This is a genomic window from Microbacterium testaceum StLB037 (assembly GCF_008763945.1).
GTDB classification, from domain to species: Bacteria; Actinomycetota; Actinomycetes; order Actinomycetales; family Microbacteriaceae; genus Microbacterium; species Microbacterium testaceum_G.
Map to the genome: position 1 here is coordinate 613,682 of NZ_VTQH01000002.1, position 18,039 is coordinate 631,720.

Sequence of the window (18,039 nt, forward strand, 5' to 3'; positions counted from 1 at the left end):
GGCAGCATGTGATTACTTGATGAAGTGCGCTCGGAGCGGCTGAACGCCCCCGTCAACCCTCCGCTCCCCCACCTTCCGCGCCGGTTGACTCGACGCATGCAGACCACCACCACCGCCCCGCTCGACAATGACGGGCGCGACGCCGACACCCCGCCGACGCTGCCCTTCGTGCACATGTGGACGGGGCTCGACGGCAAGAGCCGGCTCGACGAGTCGGTGATGCGCAACTTCGGGCTGCAGAGCGTGGGCGGCGGGGCCGACCCGCAGTGGATGCGGCCGTTCCCGGGTGAGGTGACGGCCGTGATGTTCGCGGCGCTTCCGGTCGGGTGGGTGGGGCAATGGCATCCGTCGCCTCATCCTCAGTGGGTGATTCCGCTGCGGGGGCGCTGGTTCCTCGAGACGCAGGACGGCTCGCGCGTCGAGATGGGTCCCGGTGACATCCACTTCGGGCAAGACCTCGAGACCGCCGAGGTCGACGGCAACCAGGGTCACCTCTCGGGCACCGTGGGCGATGAGCCGTGCCTGCAGGTGCTCATCCAGTTCGCGACGACTCCCGGTGCGCCGACGCCCCACCCCTTCGGGTGAGCGCGTCAACCCGGCTCGTCCCGGGCCGCGCGCGGGATTGACTGTGGGCATGCCCCGCATTCCCCTCGACGGTCAGATTCTGCAGCCTCCCCGCTCCCCCGAGCCGGTCGACGTCGCACCCCCGCGCGTCTGGGACGAGCGCCTCGCAGCGGTCCTGCCGCGCACCTCGCGCCTGCTCTCGCTCTACGCCGACGCCACGTGGGCCGAGGGGCCTGTCTGGTGGCCCGAAGAGCGCTCCCTGGTGTTCAGCGACGTCATCGGCCGCCGCACCCTCGCCTGGCGCGAAGACGGCAGCATCGTCACGGTGCGCGACCGGTCGAACTTCGCCAACGGGAACGCGATGGATGCCGAGGGCCGCCTCGTGCAGGCCGAGCACGGGCGCCGTGGCATCAGCCGCACCGACGAGAACGGCACCGAACTGGTTGTGGACGCCTTCGAGGGTGAGCCGCTGAACTCGCCGAACGACCTGGTCGTGGCATCCGACGGCTGGATCTGGTTCACCGACCCCACGTACGGCATCTCGGATCCGCGCGAGGGGTACCCAGCCGACCCCGCCCTCCCCCACCAGAGCGTCTACCGCTGGCGCGACGGCGACGGGCTCGAGCGCATGATCGACCTCGACCAGCCCAACGGCCTCGCCTTCAGCCGCGACGAGAAGACGCTGTACGTCGCCGAGTCGAACGCCGAGGCGCTCCCCCGCGTCGTCGCGTGCGCGTGGGACGGCCGGGCCCTCGGGGCGCCGCGGACCTTCGCGACGGTGGATGCCGGCATCCCGGACGGTTTCGTCGTCGACAGCCGCGACTGGCTCTGGATCTCGAGCGAGGCGGGAGTGGTCATCGTCGACGAGACGGGCGCCCGCCTGGGCGTGATCCCCACCCCGCACGTGGTGAGCAACTGCACCTTCGACGCCGACGAGAAGCGCCTGTTCATCACCGGTGACAGCGACCTGTGGATGGTCGAACTCTCGTGACCGACGTGGAGATGGCGCGGATCCCGGCGGGTCGGGTGCTGCGCGGGGATCTGCGGGGCCTCGAGCGGCGCGAGATCGTCGTCGACGCGTTCGAGATCGGCGTGTACCCGATCACCGAGGAGCAGCTCGCCGAGCTGCTCGGCATCCCGTCCCGTCATCCGCGGCGCCCGGCGACGCAGCTGAGCTGGCTGCGGGCGATTCGCCTCTGCAATGCGCTGAGCGAGTGGGAGGGCCTCGACCCCGTCTACTCGTTCGACGGCGAGGTCGTCACGCGCGACGTGGACTCCGACGGCTTCCGCCTGCCCACCGAAGACGAGTGGGAGTACGCCTGCCGCGCCGGCTCCACCTCGTCGTCGTACGGACCCGTGCGCGAGGTCGCCTGGACGGCCGCCGACGGCCTGAGCGGCCCGACGGAGGTCGGAGGACGGATGCCGAACCTTCACGGACTGTTCGACACCCTCGGCAACGTCTGGGAGTGGTGTGCTGATTTATACGACCCGACGGGTGAAAACGACGCGCGGGCGTTCCGCGGCGGCGGGTGGTCGGATGCGCCGACCCAGGTGCGCGCGACGGCGCGGCGCGGGGGCGGTCAGCGCGACGCGTTCGACGACGTCGGGGTGCGGGTGGCGCGGGGGTGACGCGGGGCGCGGGGCGTGGGCGGCGCGTCAGTCCTCGGTGGTGATGGACTCGGTGAGCGAGTCCATGAAGGCGACGATCGTGTCGAGATCGCGGTCGTCGAACTGCTCGGCCACGCCTCGCATCGCGCCCAGGTGAACGCCGAAATGCCGGAAGAACTCGCGCCGCGACTTGTCGGTGAGCACGACGACGCGCGCCCGCCCGTCGGAGGGGTGCGGCAAGCGTTCGAGATGGCCCGAGGCGACGAGGCGGTCGATGAGCTTGGTGGTCGACGCGGTCGAGATGCGCAGGTGGGTCGCCACGTCGTGCGGGCTGACCATCTGACCCCGGTACTCGCGGATGGTGAGCATGCGCAGCGTCGCGAGGTCGCTGGCGTTCATGTCCATCTCGCCCTTCATCCCCGAATGCATACGATCGAGGGCGTCGCTGAGGGTCTGAACGGCGCGTAGGGTGTGGGTCACGGCAGGCCTTGTACCAGAGGCCGACACGGCTTTCGTCACGGTGGACACCCCCTTTCGGCGTCGGTATAGTCAAGCCTACATCGCTAGCTAAACTAGCAAACGGGAGGCACGATGAGCGAGACCGAATATGTCGTCCTCCTGGACGACTTCGGTAACGAGACCGGCACGGCCCCGAAGGCCACCGTTCACGATACCGACACCCCCCTGCACCTGGCCTTTTCGTGTCACGTGGTCAACGCCGCGGGCGAGGTGCTCGTCACGCGCCGCGCGCTGCACAAGAAAACGTGGCCCGGCGTCTGGACGAACTCGTTCTGCGGACACCCTGGCCCCGCCGAGCCCGTGCTGTCGGCCGTGCACCGCCGCGCCGCGTTCGAGGTGGGCCTGGCCGTGCGCGACCTCGAGCTGGCCCTGCCGAACTTCCGCTACCGCGCCGTGGATGCCAGCGGCATCGTCGAGCACGAGATCTGCCCCGTCTACGTCGCCCGCGCCGACGCCGACCCCGAACCCAACCCCGACGAGGTCGCCGAGTACCGCTGGGTCGACCCCCTCGAACTCGCCGCCTCGCTCGAGGCGACGCCCTGGGCCTTCAGCCCCTGGCTCGTGCTGCAGGCGCAGCAGCTCCACCTCTTCCAGACCCCTCAACCCGTGAGGCGGGCCTCATGATCAACCTCGAATCCGCCCCCGTCTCGCGCATCGGCATCGAGCGCGAGCTCGACGGCGCTCTCTCACGCCTCCAGCGTCGCGCCACCAACCTCGGCGACGGCGCCCGGTTCCTGGCATCCGCCATTCGTCGCGCGACCGAGGGCGGCAAGCGCTTCCGGCCGCTCATCGTGGTCTCGACCTTCGAGATCATGCGCGGCAGCACCGACTTCAGCGACGACCCCAACCGCATCGGCGTGTACCAGGTGGCGGCGGCGTTCGAACTGCTGCACACCGCCTTCGTCATCCACGACGACGTGATCGACAACGACACCGAACGCCGCGGCCTGCCCAACGTGGGCGGCGAGTTCCGTGCGCGGGGAGAGCGGAAGGGGGCGGATGCCAAGGGCTCAGCCGCCCTCGGAGACGCGGCCGCGATCCTCGCCGGCGACCTGCTGCTGCACGAGGCCGGGCGCATGATCTCTCTCGCGCTACTCCCCGACGACATGCGTCGGCCCCTGCTCGAGATCCTCGACGACGCCGTGCTCATCTCGGCGATGGGCGAGCTCTCGGACGTGGAGCACGCCGTCTCGGCGGGCGAGATCGACGCCGACGCCGTGCTGCGCACCACGCGCGACAAGACTGCTGCGTACTCGTTCTCGGCGCCGCTGCAAGCCGGGGCTCTCATGGCAGGCGCGTCGACGGCGTCGCTGTACGCCCTCGAGCGGTTCGGGCAGCGACTCGGCCTGGCCTACCAGCTCGTCGACGACCTGATCGGCGCCTTCGGCACGGCCGAGATGTCGGGCAAAGAAGAGGGCTGCGATCTGCGCGAGGCGAAGAAGACGCACCTCATCTCGCTCGCGCGCCAGTCGCCCAGCTGGCCCGAGGTCAGCGAGGCCCTCGCCCAGGCGCACACCGGTCCGATCGCGGTGCGGGCGGCCCAGGAGGCCCTCGCGCAGTCGGGAGCCCGCGCCGACCTCGAGTGCCTCATCTTCGACACCCTCGAAGAGACCCTCGACATCGTCGACTCGTCGACCCTGTCGGGACCGTGCAAGGCCATGCTCCGTGACCTCGTCCAGGCCGTGCAGGAGCGCATTCCGTGAGTCATGCGCCCACGGGCCTCGAACTGTACTCCCAGACCGCGGATGACGCCGCCGCCGCGGTGATCAACCGCTACTCCACCTCGTTCGGCATCGCCGCGCGCCTGCTCGGGCCCCGCCCGCGTCCGCACGTGCGCAACATCTACGCGCTCGTGCGCGTGGCCGACGAGATCGTCGACGGACCCGCCCACGACGCGGGGCTCACTCCCGAGCGGGAGCGCGCCGTGCTCGACGGGCTCGAGAACGAGGTTCGGGATGCCATCGCCACCGGCTTCAGCGCCAACCTCGTCGTGCACGCCTTCGCGCGGACGGCGCGGGAGTGCGGTATCGGCGACGACCTGATCGCGCCGTTCTTCGCGTCGATGCGCACCGACCTCGACACCGCCGAGCACGACGACCTCTCGCACGACGCCTACGTCTACGGCTCGGCCGAGGTGGTCGGGCTCATGTGCCTTCAGGTGTTCTTGAACGCCGGGATGTCGGCGCCTGCCCGCCCCGCGGCCGACCTCGTCGACGGCGCGCGACGCCTGGGGGCTGCGTTCCAGGACGTCAACTTCCTGCGCGACCTCGCCGACGACGCCGACCGCCTCGGCCGTGACTACCTCGATGGCGCGGCCGACGACGAACGACGTGTCGCCGTGCTCGACCGGATCGACGCCGACCTCGCCGCCGCGGCATCCGTCATCCCCCACCTGCCACCCGACTGCCGCGCCGCGGTCCAGACCGCCCACGACCTGTTCGCCGAACTGTCTCGGCGCCTCCGCTCCTCCCCCGCCGGCGCACCCCGCGTCCGCGTTCCCGACGGTGTCAAAGCCACCCTCGCCGCCCGCGCCCTGCTTGGTCGCCCCCCGAAAGGTTCACGCTCATGAGCGCCCAGCGCATCGTCGTCGTCGGAGGCGGGATCGCCGGTCTCGGAACCGCCGCCCTGCTCGCCGACCGGGGACACGACGTCCACCTCTTCGAGGCGCGCGACGCCCTCGGTGGCCGCGCGGGCTCGTGGGAGAAGGACGGCTTCCGCTTCGACACCGGCCCCAGCTGGTACCTCATGCCCGAGGTGTTCGACCACTTCTTCCGCCTGCTCGGAACGAGCGCCGACGAGCAGCTCGACCTCGTGCGCCTCGACCCGGCGTACCGCGTGTACGGCCCTCCGGGCAAGGGCGAGCCGATCGACATCGTCTCCGGCCGCGAGGCCGTGCGGGCGCTGTTCGAGGAGCACGAGCCGGGCTCGGGGCCGAACCTCGAGGCGTACCTCGACTCGGCGAAGGACGCGTACGAGCTGTCGACGTCGAAGTTCCTCTACGACCCGTACTCCTCGACCAAGGGCCTGCGCGACCCTGCGCTCGTGAAGCGCCTGCCCACGCTCATCCCACTGCTCACGCGCACGCTGTGGAAGCGCGTGACCACCGACTTCACGAACACGCGTCTGCAGCAGATCCTCGCCTACCCCGCGGTGTTCCTCGGCGGGTCGCCCTTCGAGGTGCCGAGCCTGTACCACCTCATGAGCCACCTCGACCTGGGCGACGGCGTGCTGTACCCCAAGGGCGGCATGACCGAGATCATCACGGCCATCGAGAAGCTCGCGCGCGAGCGCGGCGTGACGATCGAAACGTCGACCCCGGTCGAGGCGATCATCACCGAGTCGGGGACAGCCCGCGGCGTGCGTCTCGCCGACGGTCGAGTGATTGCCGCGGATGCCGTGGTCTCGGGCGCCGACCTGCACCACACCGAGAACGAGCTGCTCGAAGAGAAGGACCGCCAGTACCCCGAGAAGTGGTGGAAGGACAAGGTGCCGAGCCCCGGCGCCCTGCTGCTGCTGCTCGGCGTGAAGGGCGAGCTGCCGCAGCTCACCCACCACACCCTGCTCTTCACCGACGACTGGCACACGAACTTCGACGCGATCTTCGGCGAGAATAAGCGCATTCCCGACCCCGCGTCGATCTACATCTGCCGGCCCAGCGCCTCGGACGACTCCGTCGCACCCGAGGGGCACGAGAACCTGTTCGTGCTCGTCCCCGTGCCCGCCGACCCCGACAGCGGGCGCGGCGGCGTCTCGGGTGCCGGCGACGAGCGCATCGAGAAGGCCGCGGACCGTGTCATCGCTCAGATCGGCGAGTGGACCGGCATCCCGGATCTTGCCGACCGGATCGTCGTGCGCAAGACGATCGCGCCCGAGGACTTCAAGGAAGACCTGCACGCGTGGCACGGCAACTCGCTCGGGCTCGCGCACACGCTGAACCAGAGCGCGATCTTCCGCCCGAAGAACCGCTCGCGCAAGGTCTCGAACCTCTACTACGCGGGCACGTCGGTGCTGCCGGGCATCGGGCTGCCGATGTGCCTCATCTCGGCCGAGCTCGTCGTCAAGCGCCTGACCGGCGACACCACCGCCGGACCCCTGTCGGAGCCCGCGCGCGCGGCGGTCTGACATGCCCGGGATCTACCTGGGCGCGATCCTCTTCTCGCTGGTCGGCATGATGCTGATCGATTGGAAGTATGCGCTCGCGTTGCGGGTCGCACCTCTGCGCACCACGCTGACGGTGCTGGGCGGGACGGTGTTCTTCCTCGCGTGGGACCTCGTGGGGATCGCGACGGGCGTGTTCGTGAAGGGCGAGAGCCCGCTGTTCGTCGGCGTGACGCTCGCGCCGCACCTGCCGCTCGAGGAAGTGTTCTTCCTGCTGTTCCTGAGCTACCTGGCGGTGGTGATGTTCGCGGTGTTCGAGCGGCGGGCTGCGGCGCGGGCGCGGCGGGGTCTGGCCGGGGCTGATCCCGGCGCGGCCGCTTCCGAGGGGCGGGGCGCGTGACGTACCCGCTCATCGTGCTGCCGTTCGTCGTGGTGACCGTCGCCGTGACGTTCGCGACGCTGCGGCGTCCGCGGTTCCGGGAGCGCATGGCATCCTCGGGTCTCACCGCCCTGGTGCTGGTGGGTCTCACCCTCGTCTTCGACAACCTCATGATCGCCGTCGATCTGTTCTCGTATCCTCAGGAGCACCTGAGCGGGCTCAAGCTCGGCCTCGCGCCGATCGAGGACTTCGCTTACCCCCTGTGCGCCGCGTTCCTGCTGCCGGCGCTGTACACACTGCTCACTCCCCTGCGCTCGAAGGACACCGCATGACCGCCCCCGCCGCCCTCACCCCCGGCCGCGTGCTGCGGGAGCTCTTCGTGTCGTCGCGACCGGTCAGCTGGATCAACACCGCGTTCCCGTTCGCCGCCGCCTATCTGCTGACCACGCGGACGGTCGATGCGCCGTTGATCATCGGCATCCTGTTCTTCCTCGTTCCGTACAACCTCGCGATGTACGGCGTGAACGACGTGTTCGATTACGAGTCCGACCTACGCAACCCCCGCAAGGGCGGCACGCACGGCGCGGTGCTCGACAAGCGGATGCACAGGATCACGCTGTGGGCCTCGGCGCTGTCGTGCCTGCCGTTCGTGGTGTACCTCGTCGTGATCGGGTCGCCGCTGTCGTGGCTGGTGCTGGCGGTGAGCCTGTTCTTCGTCGTGTTCTACTCCGCGCCGCCGCTGCGGCTGAAGGAGCGGCCGTTCGCCGACTCGATGACGAGCAGTATCCACTTCTTCTCGCCCGCGGTGTACGGGCTCGTGCTGGCCGGAGCCGTATGGACGCCGCAGCTCGTGTTCGTGCTGGTGGCCTTCGCGCTGTGGGGCATCGCCTCGCACGCTTTCGGGGCCGTGCAAGACGTCGAGGCCGACCGCGCCGCCGACATCTCGTCGATCGCCACCGCGCGGGGTGCGCGCTGGACCGTGCGCTTCGCGCTGATCTGCTACGCCCTGGCCGGGGTCGCCATGCTGTTCACGGCGTGGCCCGGGCCTCTGGCCGCGGTGCTGGTGGTGCCGTACCTCGTCGTGTGCTGGCCGTACCGTAACGTGACGGATGCCGAGTCCGACCGCGCCACCGCCGGCTGGAACCGCTTCTTGTGGCTGAACCAGATCGCCGGCTTCGGCACGACGATGTTGTTGATCTGGTGGTGGTTCCTGAGCGCGTAAGGCGCTGGGGGTCGGGGCCGGGGCTGCGGGGCACGCTTCGGTCGGGCGCTCGGAGCGCCCGAGGCGATCGGGGCGCGGGCGTGCTGCGGGTCCCCTTGGGTCGCGAGACTTCAACTCGCTGACAAGTGGGCTGCAGGCGGACGCGGGCTCGTCAGCGAGATGCCGTTTCGGCGTGCCGGGGCGCCGCGCCGGTGAACGACGACGCCGGCGCCCCGCGAGGTGCGGGACGCCGGCGTCGGTGGGGTCGAGCCCCGGGGGTCAGCCCGCGGGGGTCTCGGACGGGGCCGGGGTGGGCGAGGTGGTCGCCGTACCGCCCTGGCCGTTCGACTCGAGGTCGAGCAGACGCTGGACGGCCGCGGTGAGGCGGGCATCCTGCGTGGCGAAGGCGGTCAGGTCGCCACTGGTCAGCGCCGCCTGGCGGGCGTTCAGCGCATCGCGCGCCTCCTGCAGCGCCGCGGCGTAGTCGCCGGTCGGAACCGTCGTGGTGCCACCCGACGAGCCGCCCGTGCCATCGCCCTGGTCGGTCGGGGTGACGGTCTCGTCGCCGGTATTGGCTCCGGAGTCGCCACCGAACAGGGTGTCCAAGGCCTCGCTGAGGGTGTTCTCGAACGCGATCTTGTTGCCGAAGGCCACGAGCACGCGTCGCAACTGCGGCAGCTTGGTGTCACCCGACGACTGCACGTACACGGGCTGCACGTACAGCAGACCGCCGCCCACCGGGAGGGTCAGCAGGTTGCCGTTGAGCACCTGCGACTGTCCCTGCTTCAGGATGTTGATCTGCGACGACACGTTGGTATCGGAGTCGAAGGTGTTCTGCACCTGGCCGGGGCCGGGGACCGTGGTCGACGAGTCGATCACGAGCATTCGCAGCTTGCCGTAGTCGTCGCGTTTCACGCCCTGCTGATTACCCGCGTCGGAGTCGACGGCGAGGTAGCCCGTGAGCACGTTTCTCGCCTGACCACCCTGGGATGCCGGGATGAAGCTCGTGAACATGGAGTACGTCGGGTCCTGCTGACTCGGCATCTTCATCGTCAGGTAGTACGGCGGCTGGAAGGTCGCCGGGTCCTGCGGGTCGTTCGGCGTGGTCCACCGGTTGTCCTGGCGGTAGAACGACGTCGCGTCGTCGACGTGGTACACGCCGAGCATCGAGCGCTGCACCTTCATCAGGTCGGTGGGGTACCGCACGTGGCTCATGAGGTCGGCCGACATCTCGGACCACGGCTTGATCGTCGAGGGGTAGATGTTCTGCCACGTCTGGAGCAGCGGGTCCTGGTCGTCCCACGCGTAGAGCGTCACCGAACCGTCGTAGGCGTCGACGGTGGCCTTGACCGAGTTGCGGATGTAGTTGATGTCATCCAGCGCGTAGGTCGGGGCGGGGTTGTTCGAGTCGGCGATCGCACGCGAGAGCGAGACACCCGAAGAGTACGGGTAGTTCGCGCTCGTGGTGTAGCCGTCGATGACCCACTTGATGCGACCGTCGACGACCGTGGGGTACGGGTCGCTGTCGAGCGTCAGGTACGGCGCGACCTTCTGCACGCGGTCCTTGGGGTTGCGGTCGTAGAGGATCTGCGAGTCGGCGTTGACGCTGTCGGAGAAGAGGATCTGCTCCGACTGGAACTTCAGCGCGTAGATGAGACGGTTGAACACGTTGCCGACGCTGGGTCCGCCGTTGCCGGTGAAGGTCGTGCGGGTCTCGGTGCCGCCGTCAGCGCCGAGCGGGTAGTCGAGCTCGATCGGATCGGTGCCCTCGGGCGCGCCGACGATCGAGTACTGCGGCGAACTCTCGCCGAAGTACACGCGCGGCTCGTACTTCAGATCGGTGAGGAAGCCCGTGCCCGGGATCGCCTGCTCGAGGAAGACCGGGTCGCCGTCGGCGGTGCGCTCGTTACCGGCGGCCGCGACCATGCCGTAGCCGTGCGTGTAGACGAGGGTCGTGTTCTGCCACGAGGCCGCGTCGCCGAGCTGGCCCATGTTGAGCTCGCGCAGCGACACCACGGTGTCTTGCGTCTGCCCGTTGATCGTGTAGCGGTCGACGTCGAGCGGGGTCTTGAACTGGTAGTACGCGCGGTACTGCTCGAGCTGGCGGACCGTCGGGCCGATGATCGCGGGGTCCATGATGCGCAGCTGCGCGGTGGACTCGGCGTCGTTGCGCAGCTGACCCGCCTGCGCGGTCGTGGTGGCCTGGAAGTTCTCTTTCTCGATGTTGTCGAGGCCGTACGCGGCCTTCGTCCCGTCGAGGTTGCGCTGGTAGTACTGGCTCTCGAGAGCGAGCTCGTTCGGGCGCACCTGGAAGGTGTTGACCGCCCACGGGATGGCAGCGCCCACGACGATCGCCGAGACGACGAGCAGCGCGGTACCGATCAGGGGGTAGCGCCAGCGGCCGATGAACGCCGTGACGAAGAATGCCAGGGCGACGATGATGGCCGCGATCGCGAGGATCGTCTGGCCGGGGATGACGGCGTTGGCGCCGACGTAGCCAGGGCCCGTGATGCGTTCCGACGGCTCGACGAGCGTGCGGAAGCGATCGAGCCACAGGCTCGCGCCCTGCAGCAGCAGGTAGATGCCGGCGAGGATCGCGAGCTGGATGCGGGCGGCCTTCGAGATGCGCAGTTCGCGCTGGCCCACCCGGACCGAGCCGTAGAGGTACGAGACCACACCGGTGAGCAGGAGGCACACCAGAACCACCGCCGACGCGAACCCGAGGACGGCTGCGTAGAACGGCATCCCGAACAGATAGAAACCGGTGTCGAGACCGAACTGGGGGTCGGTGGTGGAGGTGGAGACGCCGTTGATCCACAGCCACGTGGTCTCCCACTGGGCGGACGCGGCGAAACCGGCGAAGAAGCCGAAGAAGATCGGGATGCCCCACATCGCCAGGCGGCGGAGCGGCTCGACGACCTCTTGATAGCGGTCGAGCTGCGAGCTCAGACGCGCGTACACCGGGCGAAGGCGGTAGGCGAGCTGGATGACGCCCCACACGGGCACGGCCATCGCGAGGAAGCCGACGACGAACATCACGCTGCGGGCGATCCACTGGGTGGTCAACACAGTGGTGAAGCCCAGCTGGTCGAACCACAGCCAATCGGCGTACAGGTTCGCGAAGACGAAGAACGCCACGACGAGCGCTGCGATCACCGCCAGAGTGATCGAGATGATCCGTCGAGAGCGGTTAGGGGGCGTGGCCTGGTTCGGCGCCGAGGTCGTGGTCACCCGTCCATCCTAGGCGCGGCGTCCCGGGGGTTCGCCGTGAAAGGACGATCACGAAGTACACGTCGGAAGGGCGTCGAGATCGCCCCCGTCACGGATCGTCTCGAGGATGGTGAGCGACTGCGACAGCGTCGAGGTGGAGAAGACCCGGATGCCGTCGGGCACATGGCCCACGACTTCGTTGCAGTTCGCCTCGGGGGCGAGGAACCAGGTGGCACCGGCATCCCGAGCCCCGTACAGCTTCTGACGGATGCCGCCGATCGGGCCCACGTTGCCGTCGGCGTCGATCGTTCCGGTGCCGGCGATGTGCTGGCCGCCCGTGAGGTCGCCGGGCGACATCTTGTCGATGATGCCCAGGGCGAACATCATGCCGGCGCTCGGGCCGCCCACGTCGTTCAGCTGGATCTTGACGTCGACGGGGAGGTCGAAGCTCATCATGAGGACCACGCCCAGCAGGTACTGCGTCTGTCCGTCCGACGTGGTCTCGCGGGGGGTGATCTGAACGGTGGATGCCGTGCCGTCGCGCTCGTAGCCGATGGTGACGGGCTGCCCGGCGGCCTTCTGCACCGCGGCGCGGATGTCGTCGATGGTCGCGACGGCCGTGCCGTCGACGCTCGTGATCACGTCACCCTGCTGCAGCTTGTCTTTCGCCGCACCGGAGTCGTCGGTCGAGTTGACCGCGATCTCTTGCGGGACGTCGTAGCCGAGCTCGCGCAGGGCCGCGGCACTCGCCTCGAGCTGCGAGTCGGTCATGAGGGCGGCGTTCTCGCTGTTGCGCTGCTCGGTGCTCTGACCCGCCGGGAAGATGCGGTCGATGGGAACGACGGCGCGCGAGCGGTCGAACCACGCCGAGACCAGCTCGATCCACGACGGGGTGTGCTCGCGGTTGCCGCTGACCTGCACCGTGAGCAGGTCGAGCTGGCCGGTGCTTGTGGAGTCCTTCTCGTCGGGCACCGTGATGAGGGGCACCTGCTGCCCGTCGGCGGATGCCGCGGTGCCGAGCGTGTTGTACACCGGGCCCGGCTGCTGGATCACGTAGGCGGACGGCAGGAACGTCATGACGAACAGCACGATGACCGCGATGGTCAGGGACCAGACACCCACGACGGTGCCGCGCCGCCACCGCTGTCGCGGAGCGGGCACGACGGAGACGTTCTCATCGAACAGGGTCACGGTCTCAATCCTTTGCCGGGTCGTTCGCGCGCGGCGTAAGCGGCGCGGGGCCGGGCCGACTGATGCGGGGAAGCGTGCGACTAGCGTAGAACCCGTTCCCCCAGACCTGGCTGAAAGGCGGATCACGTGGCAGACGACAACCCCGGCGGCGACCGGAGCCCCGAGGACGAGTTCCAGGAACTCATGCGCCGTCTCATGTCGGGCGATGTCAGCGGCATCGATCCCGAGCAGCTCTCGCGCCTGTCGGGCATGCAGATCGACCCCGCGATGCTGCAGGCCGTCATGAACCAGCTGCAGGGCGCTTTCGCCGGCACGCAGGAGGGCGTCGACTGGAGCCTGGCCGAGCGTCAGGCCCTGCACATCGCCAACCAGGACGGCCTGGGCGTGACCACCGGCCAGCGCACCGACCTCGATCAGGCGTTCACGCTCGCCGCCCTGTGGCTGGGCGAGGCGACCTCGATCAGCGACCTGCCGCGTCCCCCGCGGGCCGTGACGCGCGGCGCCTGGGTGAGCGCGACGCTGCCCGTCTGGCAGGAGCTCGCCGAGCCGGTCGCCACGAGCATTGCCGACGCGTTGACCGCGGCCCTCGGCCAGCAGGCGCCCGACGACATGCAGGAGATGATCGCGGGAGCCGGTCGCCTCATGCGCACGGTCGGCGGTTCGCTCTTCGCCACGCAGCTCGGTCAGGTCGTCGGCCGGCTCTCCACCGAGGTCGTGGGCGGCGGGGATGTCGGCATCCCGGTCATGCCCGACGGCGAGGCGGCGATCCTGCCGCAGAACTTCGCGGACTTCGGTCGCGACCTCGAGATCCCCGAAGACCAGCTCGCGCTGTACCTCGCGACCCGCGAGCTGGCCCACGCGCGGCTGTTCCGTCACGCGCGCTGGCTGCGCCTGCACGTGATCTCGCAGGTGCGCGACTTCGCGCACGGGATCCGCGTCGACACCGACGCGCTCGAAGACCTCGCATCGCGCTTCGACCCCTCGCAGCCTGAAGAGCTGCGCGGTGCCCTCGAGAGCGGCGCACTGCTGCCCGAGCGCTCGGAGGAGCAGACCGCGGCCCTCACGCGCCTCGAGAACCTGCTCGCGACGATCGAGGGCTGGGTCGACGTGGTCACCGAAGACGCGACCTCGCGCCTCCCCTCGGCCGGACGCATCGCCGAGGCCGTGCGGCGCCGCCGCGCAGTGGGCGGCCCCGCCGAGCAGGCGCTCGGTGCCCTGGTCGGCCTCGAGCTGCGCCCGCGCCGCATGCGCGAGGCCGCGGCCATGTGGCGCGCCGTCACCGACGCCGTGGGCGTCGACGGTCGCGACGGGCTGTGGGACTACCCCGACCTCATGCCCTCGTCGGACGACATCGACGACCCCGCCGCGCTCATCGCGCGCCTGACCGCGGCCTCGCGCGGAGAAGCGGCACCGTCGGACGCCATGGACGACGCCCTCGCGCAGTTGTTGGCCGAGGAGGCCGACGGCGGGCGGCGTGACGGCGGGGCGGGGAAGGACGAGCGGGCGGATGCCGGGAACCCCGGCGACGCGGCGGATGGCGGTGCGGCCGGTGGCGGTGCTCCCGGTGGCGGTGCTTCAGGTGGCGGTGCGGATGGCGGCGGTGCGTCAGGTGGCGCGGCGGATGGCGGCGGTGCGTCAGGTGGCGCGGCGGATGGCGGGTCGCGGGGTTCTCGCGACGGGGGCGACGACGAGGCTGCGCCGGGAGATCAGCGCCCGGTGTGAGGTGTTGCGGGGCTCGGTGCCGCGGAGGCTCGGCGCCCCGCAGGCTCGGCGCCCCAGAAGCTCGGTGCCCCTGAAGCTCGGCGCCCCTGAAGCTCGGTGCCCCTGGCGAGGATGACGTTCCTCCCCAGGGGCGTTTCGCTTTCTTCACCCTGGGGACAACGGCATCCGGAGTCTTTCGTGCAGAGATGATCGGGCGATGATCCGACTCGATTCCGCCGCTCCCCCGCTCTGGCGGACCGACGGGAGCGTGCAGTTCGGCGCTCCCGCCGCCGCCGTCTCGCCCTTCGTCGGCTCGTGGGTCGACATCGTCGTGGCGGCCCTGGTCGAGGGCACGAGTGCGCCCGCCGTGCGGGGTCTCGCACGCGTGCACGGCGCCGGGGACGGAGACGCCGATGCCCTGCTCGCGGCGGTCGCTCCGGCGCTGGTGAAGAGGTCACGGCATCCGCCCATCGCTCTTCAGGTCGACGACGATCTGCCGCCCCGGGCTGCCCGCGCGGTGCTCGCGGCGCTGCCCGCGCGGTCCCGGGTCGTGCCGTGGGCGGGGGCGGCGAGCGAGAGGGTCGCGCCTTCGACGCGCGTGGTGCTGCTCGGTGCGCACCGCATCGACCCGCGCCGGGCGGCGGCGTTCGTCGCCGATGACGTGACTCACCTGCCGCTCGTGATCGACGGGTCGACCGCCACGATCGGTCCGGTCGTGATGCCCGGCCGGACGGCGTGTCTCGCGTGTCTCGACGCGCACCGGAGGCGGGACGACCCCGAGTGGGCCACGGTCGCGGCGCAGCTCGTGGGGCGCCCGCGGCCCGATGTCGATGCTGCGCTGGCGGCCGAGGCGGGGCGGGCCGCCCGCTTTTTGCTCGGCGGACCTATCGGGTCGACAACGAGGTCGCTGCGCCTGCGCGTCGATTCGTTCCGGCGGGCCTGGACCCTGCATCAGCCGAGCGAAGACTGCCACTGCCGATCTCTCGGAGGAAGCGCGACGGAGAACGCTCCATCCGACCCCGACCTCGGGCCCAGCTCACCGACAGCGTTCGCGCAGCTCGCGTGACGCCGACGTACGCGAGGCGTCGCTCCTCGTCGACCGCCTCGAAGGTCGTGGCGTACGAGATCGGCAGCAGGCCCTCGCTGACACCGACGAGGTACACGTGATCCCACTCCAGACCCTTCGCGGCGTGCAGCGTCGCGAGCGTCACCGTGCGCGTCGTCGGCTCGTGATGGTCGCGCGCGCGTGCCTGCAGGTCGTCGGTGAACGCGCGCAGGTCGGTGCCCTCCGGCGCCTCTTCGGCCAGGCGCAAGAGGGCCGCGCGGGCCTCCCACGCCTCGCGGAGCGCGCCGCCCGCCTCGGGCGGGTCGTCGGTGAGGCCGACGCTGCGCAGGACGTCGCGGACGGTCGGCAGAAACCCGGTGTCGAGCGGGGCGACCGACGCCGCGCGCAGCGCCATGAGCGCCTGGCGCACCTCGGGCAGGTCGAAGAACTTGCGCCCGCCCAGCACCGAGGCGGCCACGCCGACCTTGGCCAGGGCCGACAGCAGCGCCGCGGACTGCGCGTGCGCCCGGTACAGCACCGCGATGTCGTGGGGGTCGACCCCGCGCGAGAGCGCGTCGCGGATCGAGCGGGCGACGGCCGCGGCTTCGTCCTCGTCGTCGTCGAAGGCGCGAACCGTCGGGATCGGCGTCTCGTCGTCGCTCGCGGCTTTCAGCTCGAGGGCGCCGGCCCGGCCCCGCATGAGGTCGTTCGCGACGGCGAGCACGGGAGCGGTCGACCGGTAGTTGCGCTCGAGGCGCACGACGCGGGCGTCTTCGTGCGTGCGCTCGAAATCGAGCAGGTAGCGCGCGTCGGCTCCCGTGAACGAATAGACCGTCTGGCTCGCGTCACCCACGACGCACAGGTCGCGGCGGTCGCCGAGCCACAGCTCGAGCAGACGGTTCTGCAGCGGGGAGACGTCCTGGTACTCGTCGACCGTGAAGTGCCGGTATTGCTCGCGCACGGCCGCGGCGACGCGGGGTTCGGCCTCGATCATGCCGGCGCAGGTCAGCAGAACGTCTTCGAAGTCCATCTGGCGCCGCTCGTCCTTGAGCTTCTCGTACGCGCGCTGCAGAGCGACGACCTGGTCGACACCGAGCCGGCCGACCCCGTCGGGACGATCGGCCGCGTACTGCTCGATGGAGCGGAGCGTGACCTTGCGCCACTCGATCGCCGAGGCGACATCGCGCAGGGTGGCCGTGTCGGGGGCGAGGCCCACGCCGTCGGCCGCGTGCGCGAGCATGCGCACCTTGTTGTCGATGATCGAGGGAGCCTGGTCACCGGCGAGGGTGGGCCAGAAGAAGTTGACCTGGGCGAGGGCGGCGGCGTGAAACGTCCGGGCGGAGACCCCCGAGACGCCCAGAGCGCGCAGACGGCCGCGCATCTCGCCCGCGGCCTTGGCGGTGAAGGTGACGGCCATGACCCGCTGCGGCGAGTACGCACCCGTGTCGACGCCGTGCGCGATGCGCCGCGTGATGACGCGGGTCTTGCCGGTACCCGCTCCCGCCAGCACGCACACCGGACCACGGAGGGCGCGGGCGGCTTCGAGCTGGTACTCGTCGAGCCCGTCGAGGGGCCCGGTCATGCGACGCCCCGGTACCAGTCGTCGATGAGACGACGAGCGATGGATGCCGGACCCGGAAGCTGCGTAGAGCCCTCACCGCGCAGCGCAGCGCCGATCTCGTCGCGGTCGAACCATCGCACCTCGACGATCTCGTCGCCGTCGGCCTGGGCTTCGGCATCGTCGACGACGACGGCGCGGAAGCCCAGCATGAGCGAACGCGGGTACGGCCAGGCCTGCGAGCCGCGGTACGCGATGTCGCGCAGACGCACCCCGGCCTCCTCGCCGACCTCGCGGGCGACGGCGTCTTCGAGAGACTCCCCCGCCTCGGCGAACCCCGCGAAGCACGAGTACCGCTCGCCACCCCAGGCCGCGTTGGCACCGAGCAGGATGCGGTCGTCGCTGGTTGCCGAGGTCACGAGCACGATCACCGCGGGATCGGTGCGCGGGAAGTGCTCGCGCCCGCACACGGGGCAGTGCCGCGACCATCCGGCGTGGCGCAGCTCGGTCGCCGAGCCGCACGCCGGGCAGAACGCGGCGTCGCGCAGCCACCCCGCCAGGGCGACGGCGGTGGTCAGCAGTTCGGCTTCGCCGGCGGGCAGGTCGCCACCGGCCGCGCGAAGCGGTGTCCCCTCGGCATCCGGGATCAGGTCGTCGGGAGCATCGTCGGTGAGCACCGCGAGCACGACGGCGGTGCCGTCGGGGGTGCGGCCGAGGAACGCCCACGCTCGGACGTGGTCTTTCGCGAGCTGCGCGGGGGCGATCAGCGCCAGGCGGCCGTCGCGCACCGGCGCGACGTCTCGGCGGACGGCGAGGGCCAGGGTTCTCGGCTCGGCCAGGACGCGCTCGAGCAGGGTCTCGTCGTCGCGCTCACCGCCCGAGCGATCGACGGTCAGCGGGACCTCGGACGACGAAGACGCGGGACGCGGCATCGAACACCTCTCTGACGGCGGCGGGAGCGGCCG

At 70.5% G+C, this 18,039-nt stretch carries 16 protein-coding genes; 11 read left to right on the top strand and 5 right to left on the bottom strand.

All coding sequences use genetic code 11. The features are described from left to right. Nucleotides 1-96 precede the first annotated feature (96 nt). The 3 genes from F9B98_RS11625 to F9B98_RS11635 are packed head-to-tail and all read left to right on the top strand — an operon-like array spanning nucleotide 97 to nucleotide 2,193. Nucleotides 97-585: a hypothetical protein gene (locus F9B98_RS11625; RefSeq protein ID WP_150957537.1), complete on the top strand. Its 489-nt coding sequence runs from the start codon at nucleotides 97-99 to the stop codon at nucleotides 583-585. Between the two features lie 49 nt (nucleotides 586-634). Beyond that, entirely contained in the window at nucleotides 635-1,555 is a 921-nt protein-coding gene (locus F9B98_RS11630) for an SMP-30/gluconolactonase/LRE family protein (protein ID WP_150957539.1), read from the top strand. Further along, a complete protein-coding gene (locus F9B98_RS11635; protein WP_191966799.1) occupies nucleotides 1,552-2,193 on the top strand; it encodes a formylglycine-generating enzyme family protein in 642 nt (213 codons plus the stop codon). Before F9B98_RS11630 ends, F9B98_RS11635 begins: the two co-directional genes overlap by 4 nt. Before the next feature lie 27 nt (nucleotides 2,194-2,220). Here the strand turns inward: F9B98_RS11635 and F9B98_RS11640 are convergent, their stop codons facing one another. Continuing rightward, on the bottom strand, nucleotides 2,221-2,652 hold the full coding sequence (locus F9B98_RS11640; RefSeq protein WP_318527708.1) for a MarR family winged helix-turn-helix transcriptional regulator: 432 nt from the start codon (nucleotides 2,650-2,652) through the stop codon (nucleotides 2,221-2,223). A gap of 111 nt (nucleotides 2,653-2,763) precedes the next feature. Here F9B98_RS11640 and idi point away from each other — a divergent pair, with 111 nt between their 5' ends. The 7 genes from idi to F9B98_RS11675 are packed head-to-tail and all read left to right on the top strand — an operon-like array spanning nucleotide 2,764 to nucleotide 8,390. Next, the gene (gene idi, locus F9B98_RS11645; RefSeq protein WP_150957541.1) at nucleotides 2,764-3,315 is read left to right on the top strand and encodes an isopentenyl-diphosphate Delta-isomerase; all 552 of its coding nucleotides are present in this window, start codon (nucleotides 2,764-2,766) and stop codon (nucleotides 3,313-3,315) included. Further along, on the top strand, nucleotides 3,312-4,394 hold the full coding sequence (locus tag F9B98_RS11650) for a polyprenyl synthetase family protein (protein WP_150957542.1): 1,083 nt from the start codon (nucleotides 3,312-3,314) through the stop codon (nucleotides 4,392-4,394). The genes idi and F9B98_RS11650 overlap by 4 nt, the downstream gene beginning before the upstream one ends. Continuing rightward, a complete protein-coding gene (locus F9B98_RS11655) occupies nucleotides 4,391-5,260 on the top strand; it encodes a phytoene/squalene synthase family protein (RefSeq protein WP_150957544.1) in 870 nt (289 codons plus the stop codon). Before F9B98_RS11650 ends, F9B98_RS11655 begins: the two co-directional genes overlap by 4 nt. Next, a complete protein-coding gene (gene crtI, locus F9B98_RS11660) occupies nucleotides 5,257-6,813 on the top strand; it encodes a phytoene desaturase family protein (protein WP_150957546.1) in 1,557 nt (518 codons plus the stop codon). Before F9B98_RS11655 ends, crtI begins: the two co-directional genes overlap by 4 nt. A 1-nt stretch (nucleotide 6,814) precedes the next feature. Further along, nucleotides 6,815-7,189 carry a lycopene cyclase domain-containing protein gene (locus F9B98_RS11665; RefSeq protein WP_150957548.1) on the top strand — a complete coding sequence of 125 codons (375 nt, stop codon included), beginning with the start codon at nucleotides 6,815-6,817 and terminating at the stop codon, nucleotides 7,187-7,189. Beyond that, nucleotides 7,186-7,500, top strand: a complete 315-nt coding sequence (locus F9B98_RS11670) for a lycopene cyclase domain-containing protein (RefSeq protein WP_150957551.1) — start codon at nucleotides 7,186-7,188, stop codon at nucleotides 7,498-7,500. Before F9B98_RS11665 ends, F9B98_RS11670 begins: the two co-directional genes overlap by 4 nt. Continuing rightward, on the top strand, nucleotides 7,497-8,390 hold the full coding sequence (locus F9B98_RS11675; protein ID WP_150957552.1) for a prenyltransferase: 894 nt from the start codon (nucleotides 7,497-7,499) through the stop codon (nucleotides 8,388-8,390). Before F9B98_RS11670 ends, F9B98_RS11675 begins: the two co-directional genes overlap by 4 nt. Nucleotides 8,391-8,648: 258 nt before the next feature. Here F9B98_RS11675 and F9B98_RS11680 read toward each other — a convergent pair whose 3' ends face one another. After that, nucleotides 8,649-11,600: a UPF0182 family protein gene (locus tag F9B98_RS11680; RefSeq protein ID WP_150957555.1), complete on the bottom strand. Its 2,952-nt coding sequence runs from the start codon at nucleotides 11,598-11,600 to the stop codon at nucleotides 8,649-8,651. A gap of 48 nt (nucleotides 11,601-11,648) precedes the next feature. Further along, nucleotides 11,649-12,770: a PDZ domain-containing protein gene (locus F9B98_RS11685; RefSeq protein WP_150957557.1), complete on the bottom strand. Its 1,122-nt coding sequence runs from the start codon at nucleotides 12,768-12,770 to the stop codon at nucleotides 11,649-11,651. A gap of 183 nt (nucleotides 12,771-12,953) precedes the next feature. On the opposite strand from F9B98_RS11685, the gene F9B98_RS11690 reads away from it, so the two are divergent. Continuing rightward, nucleotides 12,954-14,492 (top strand): zinc-dependent metalloprotease, encoded by a 1,539-nt coding sequence (locus F9B98_RS11690; RefSeq protein ID WP_225310333.1) that lies wholly within the window; start codon nucleotides 12,954-12,956, stop codon nucleotides 14,490-14,492. 863 nt (nucleotides 14,493-15,355) lie between these two features. On the opposite strand, the gene F9B98_RS11695 is transcribed toward F9B98_RS11690, so the two are convergent. Then, nucleotides 15,356-17,098: an ATP-dependent helicase gene (locus F9B98_RS11695; protein WP_150957559.1), complete on the bottom strand. Its 1,743-nt coding sequence runs from the start codon at nucleotides 17,096-17,098 to the stop codon at nucleotides 15,356-15,358. Continuing rightward, entirely contained in the window at nucleotides 17,095-18,006 is a 912-nt protein-coding gene (nudC, locus tag F9B98_RS11700; protein WP_150957561.1) for an NAD(+) diphosphatase, read from the bottom strand. The genes F9B98_RS11695 and nudC overlap by 4 nt, the downstream gene beginning before the upstream one ends. Nucleotides 18,007-18,039 lie beyond the last annotated feature (33 nt).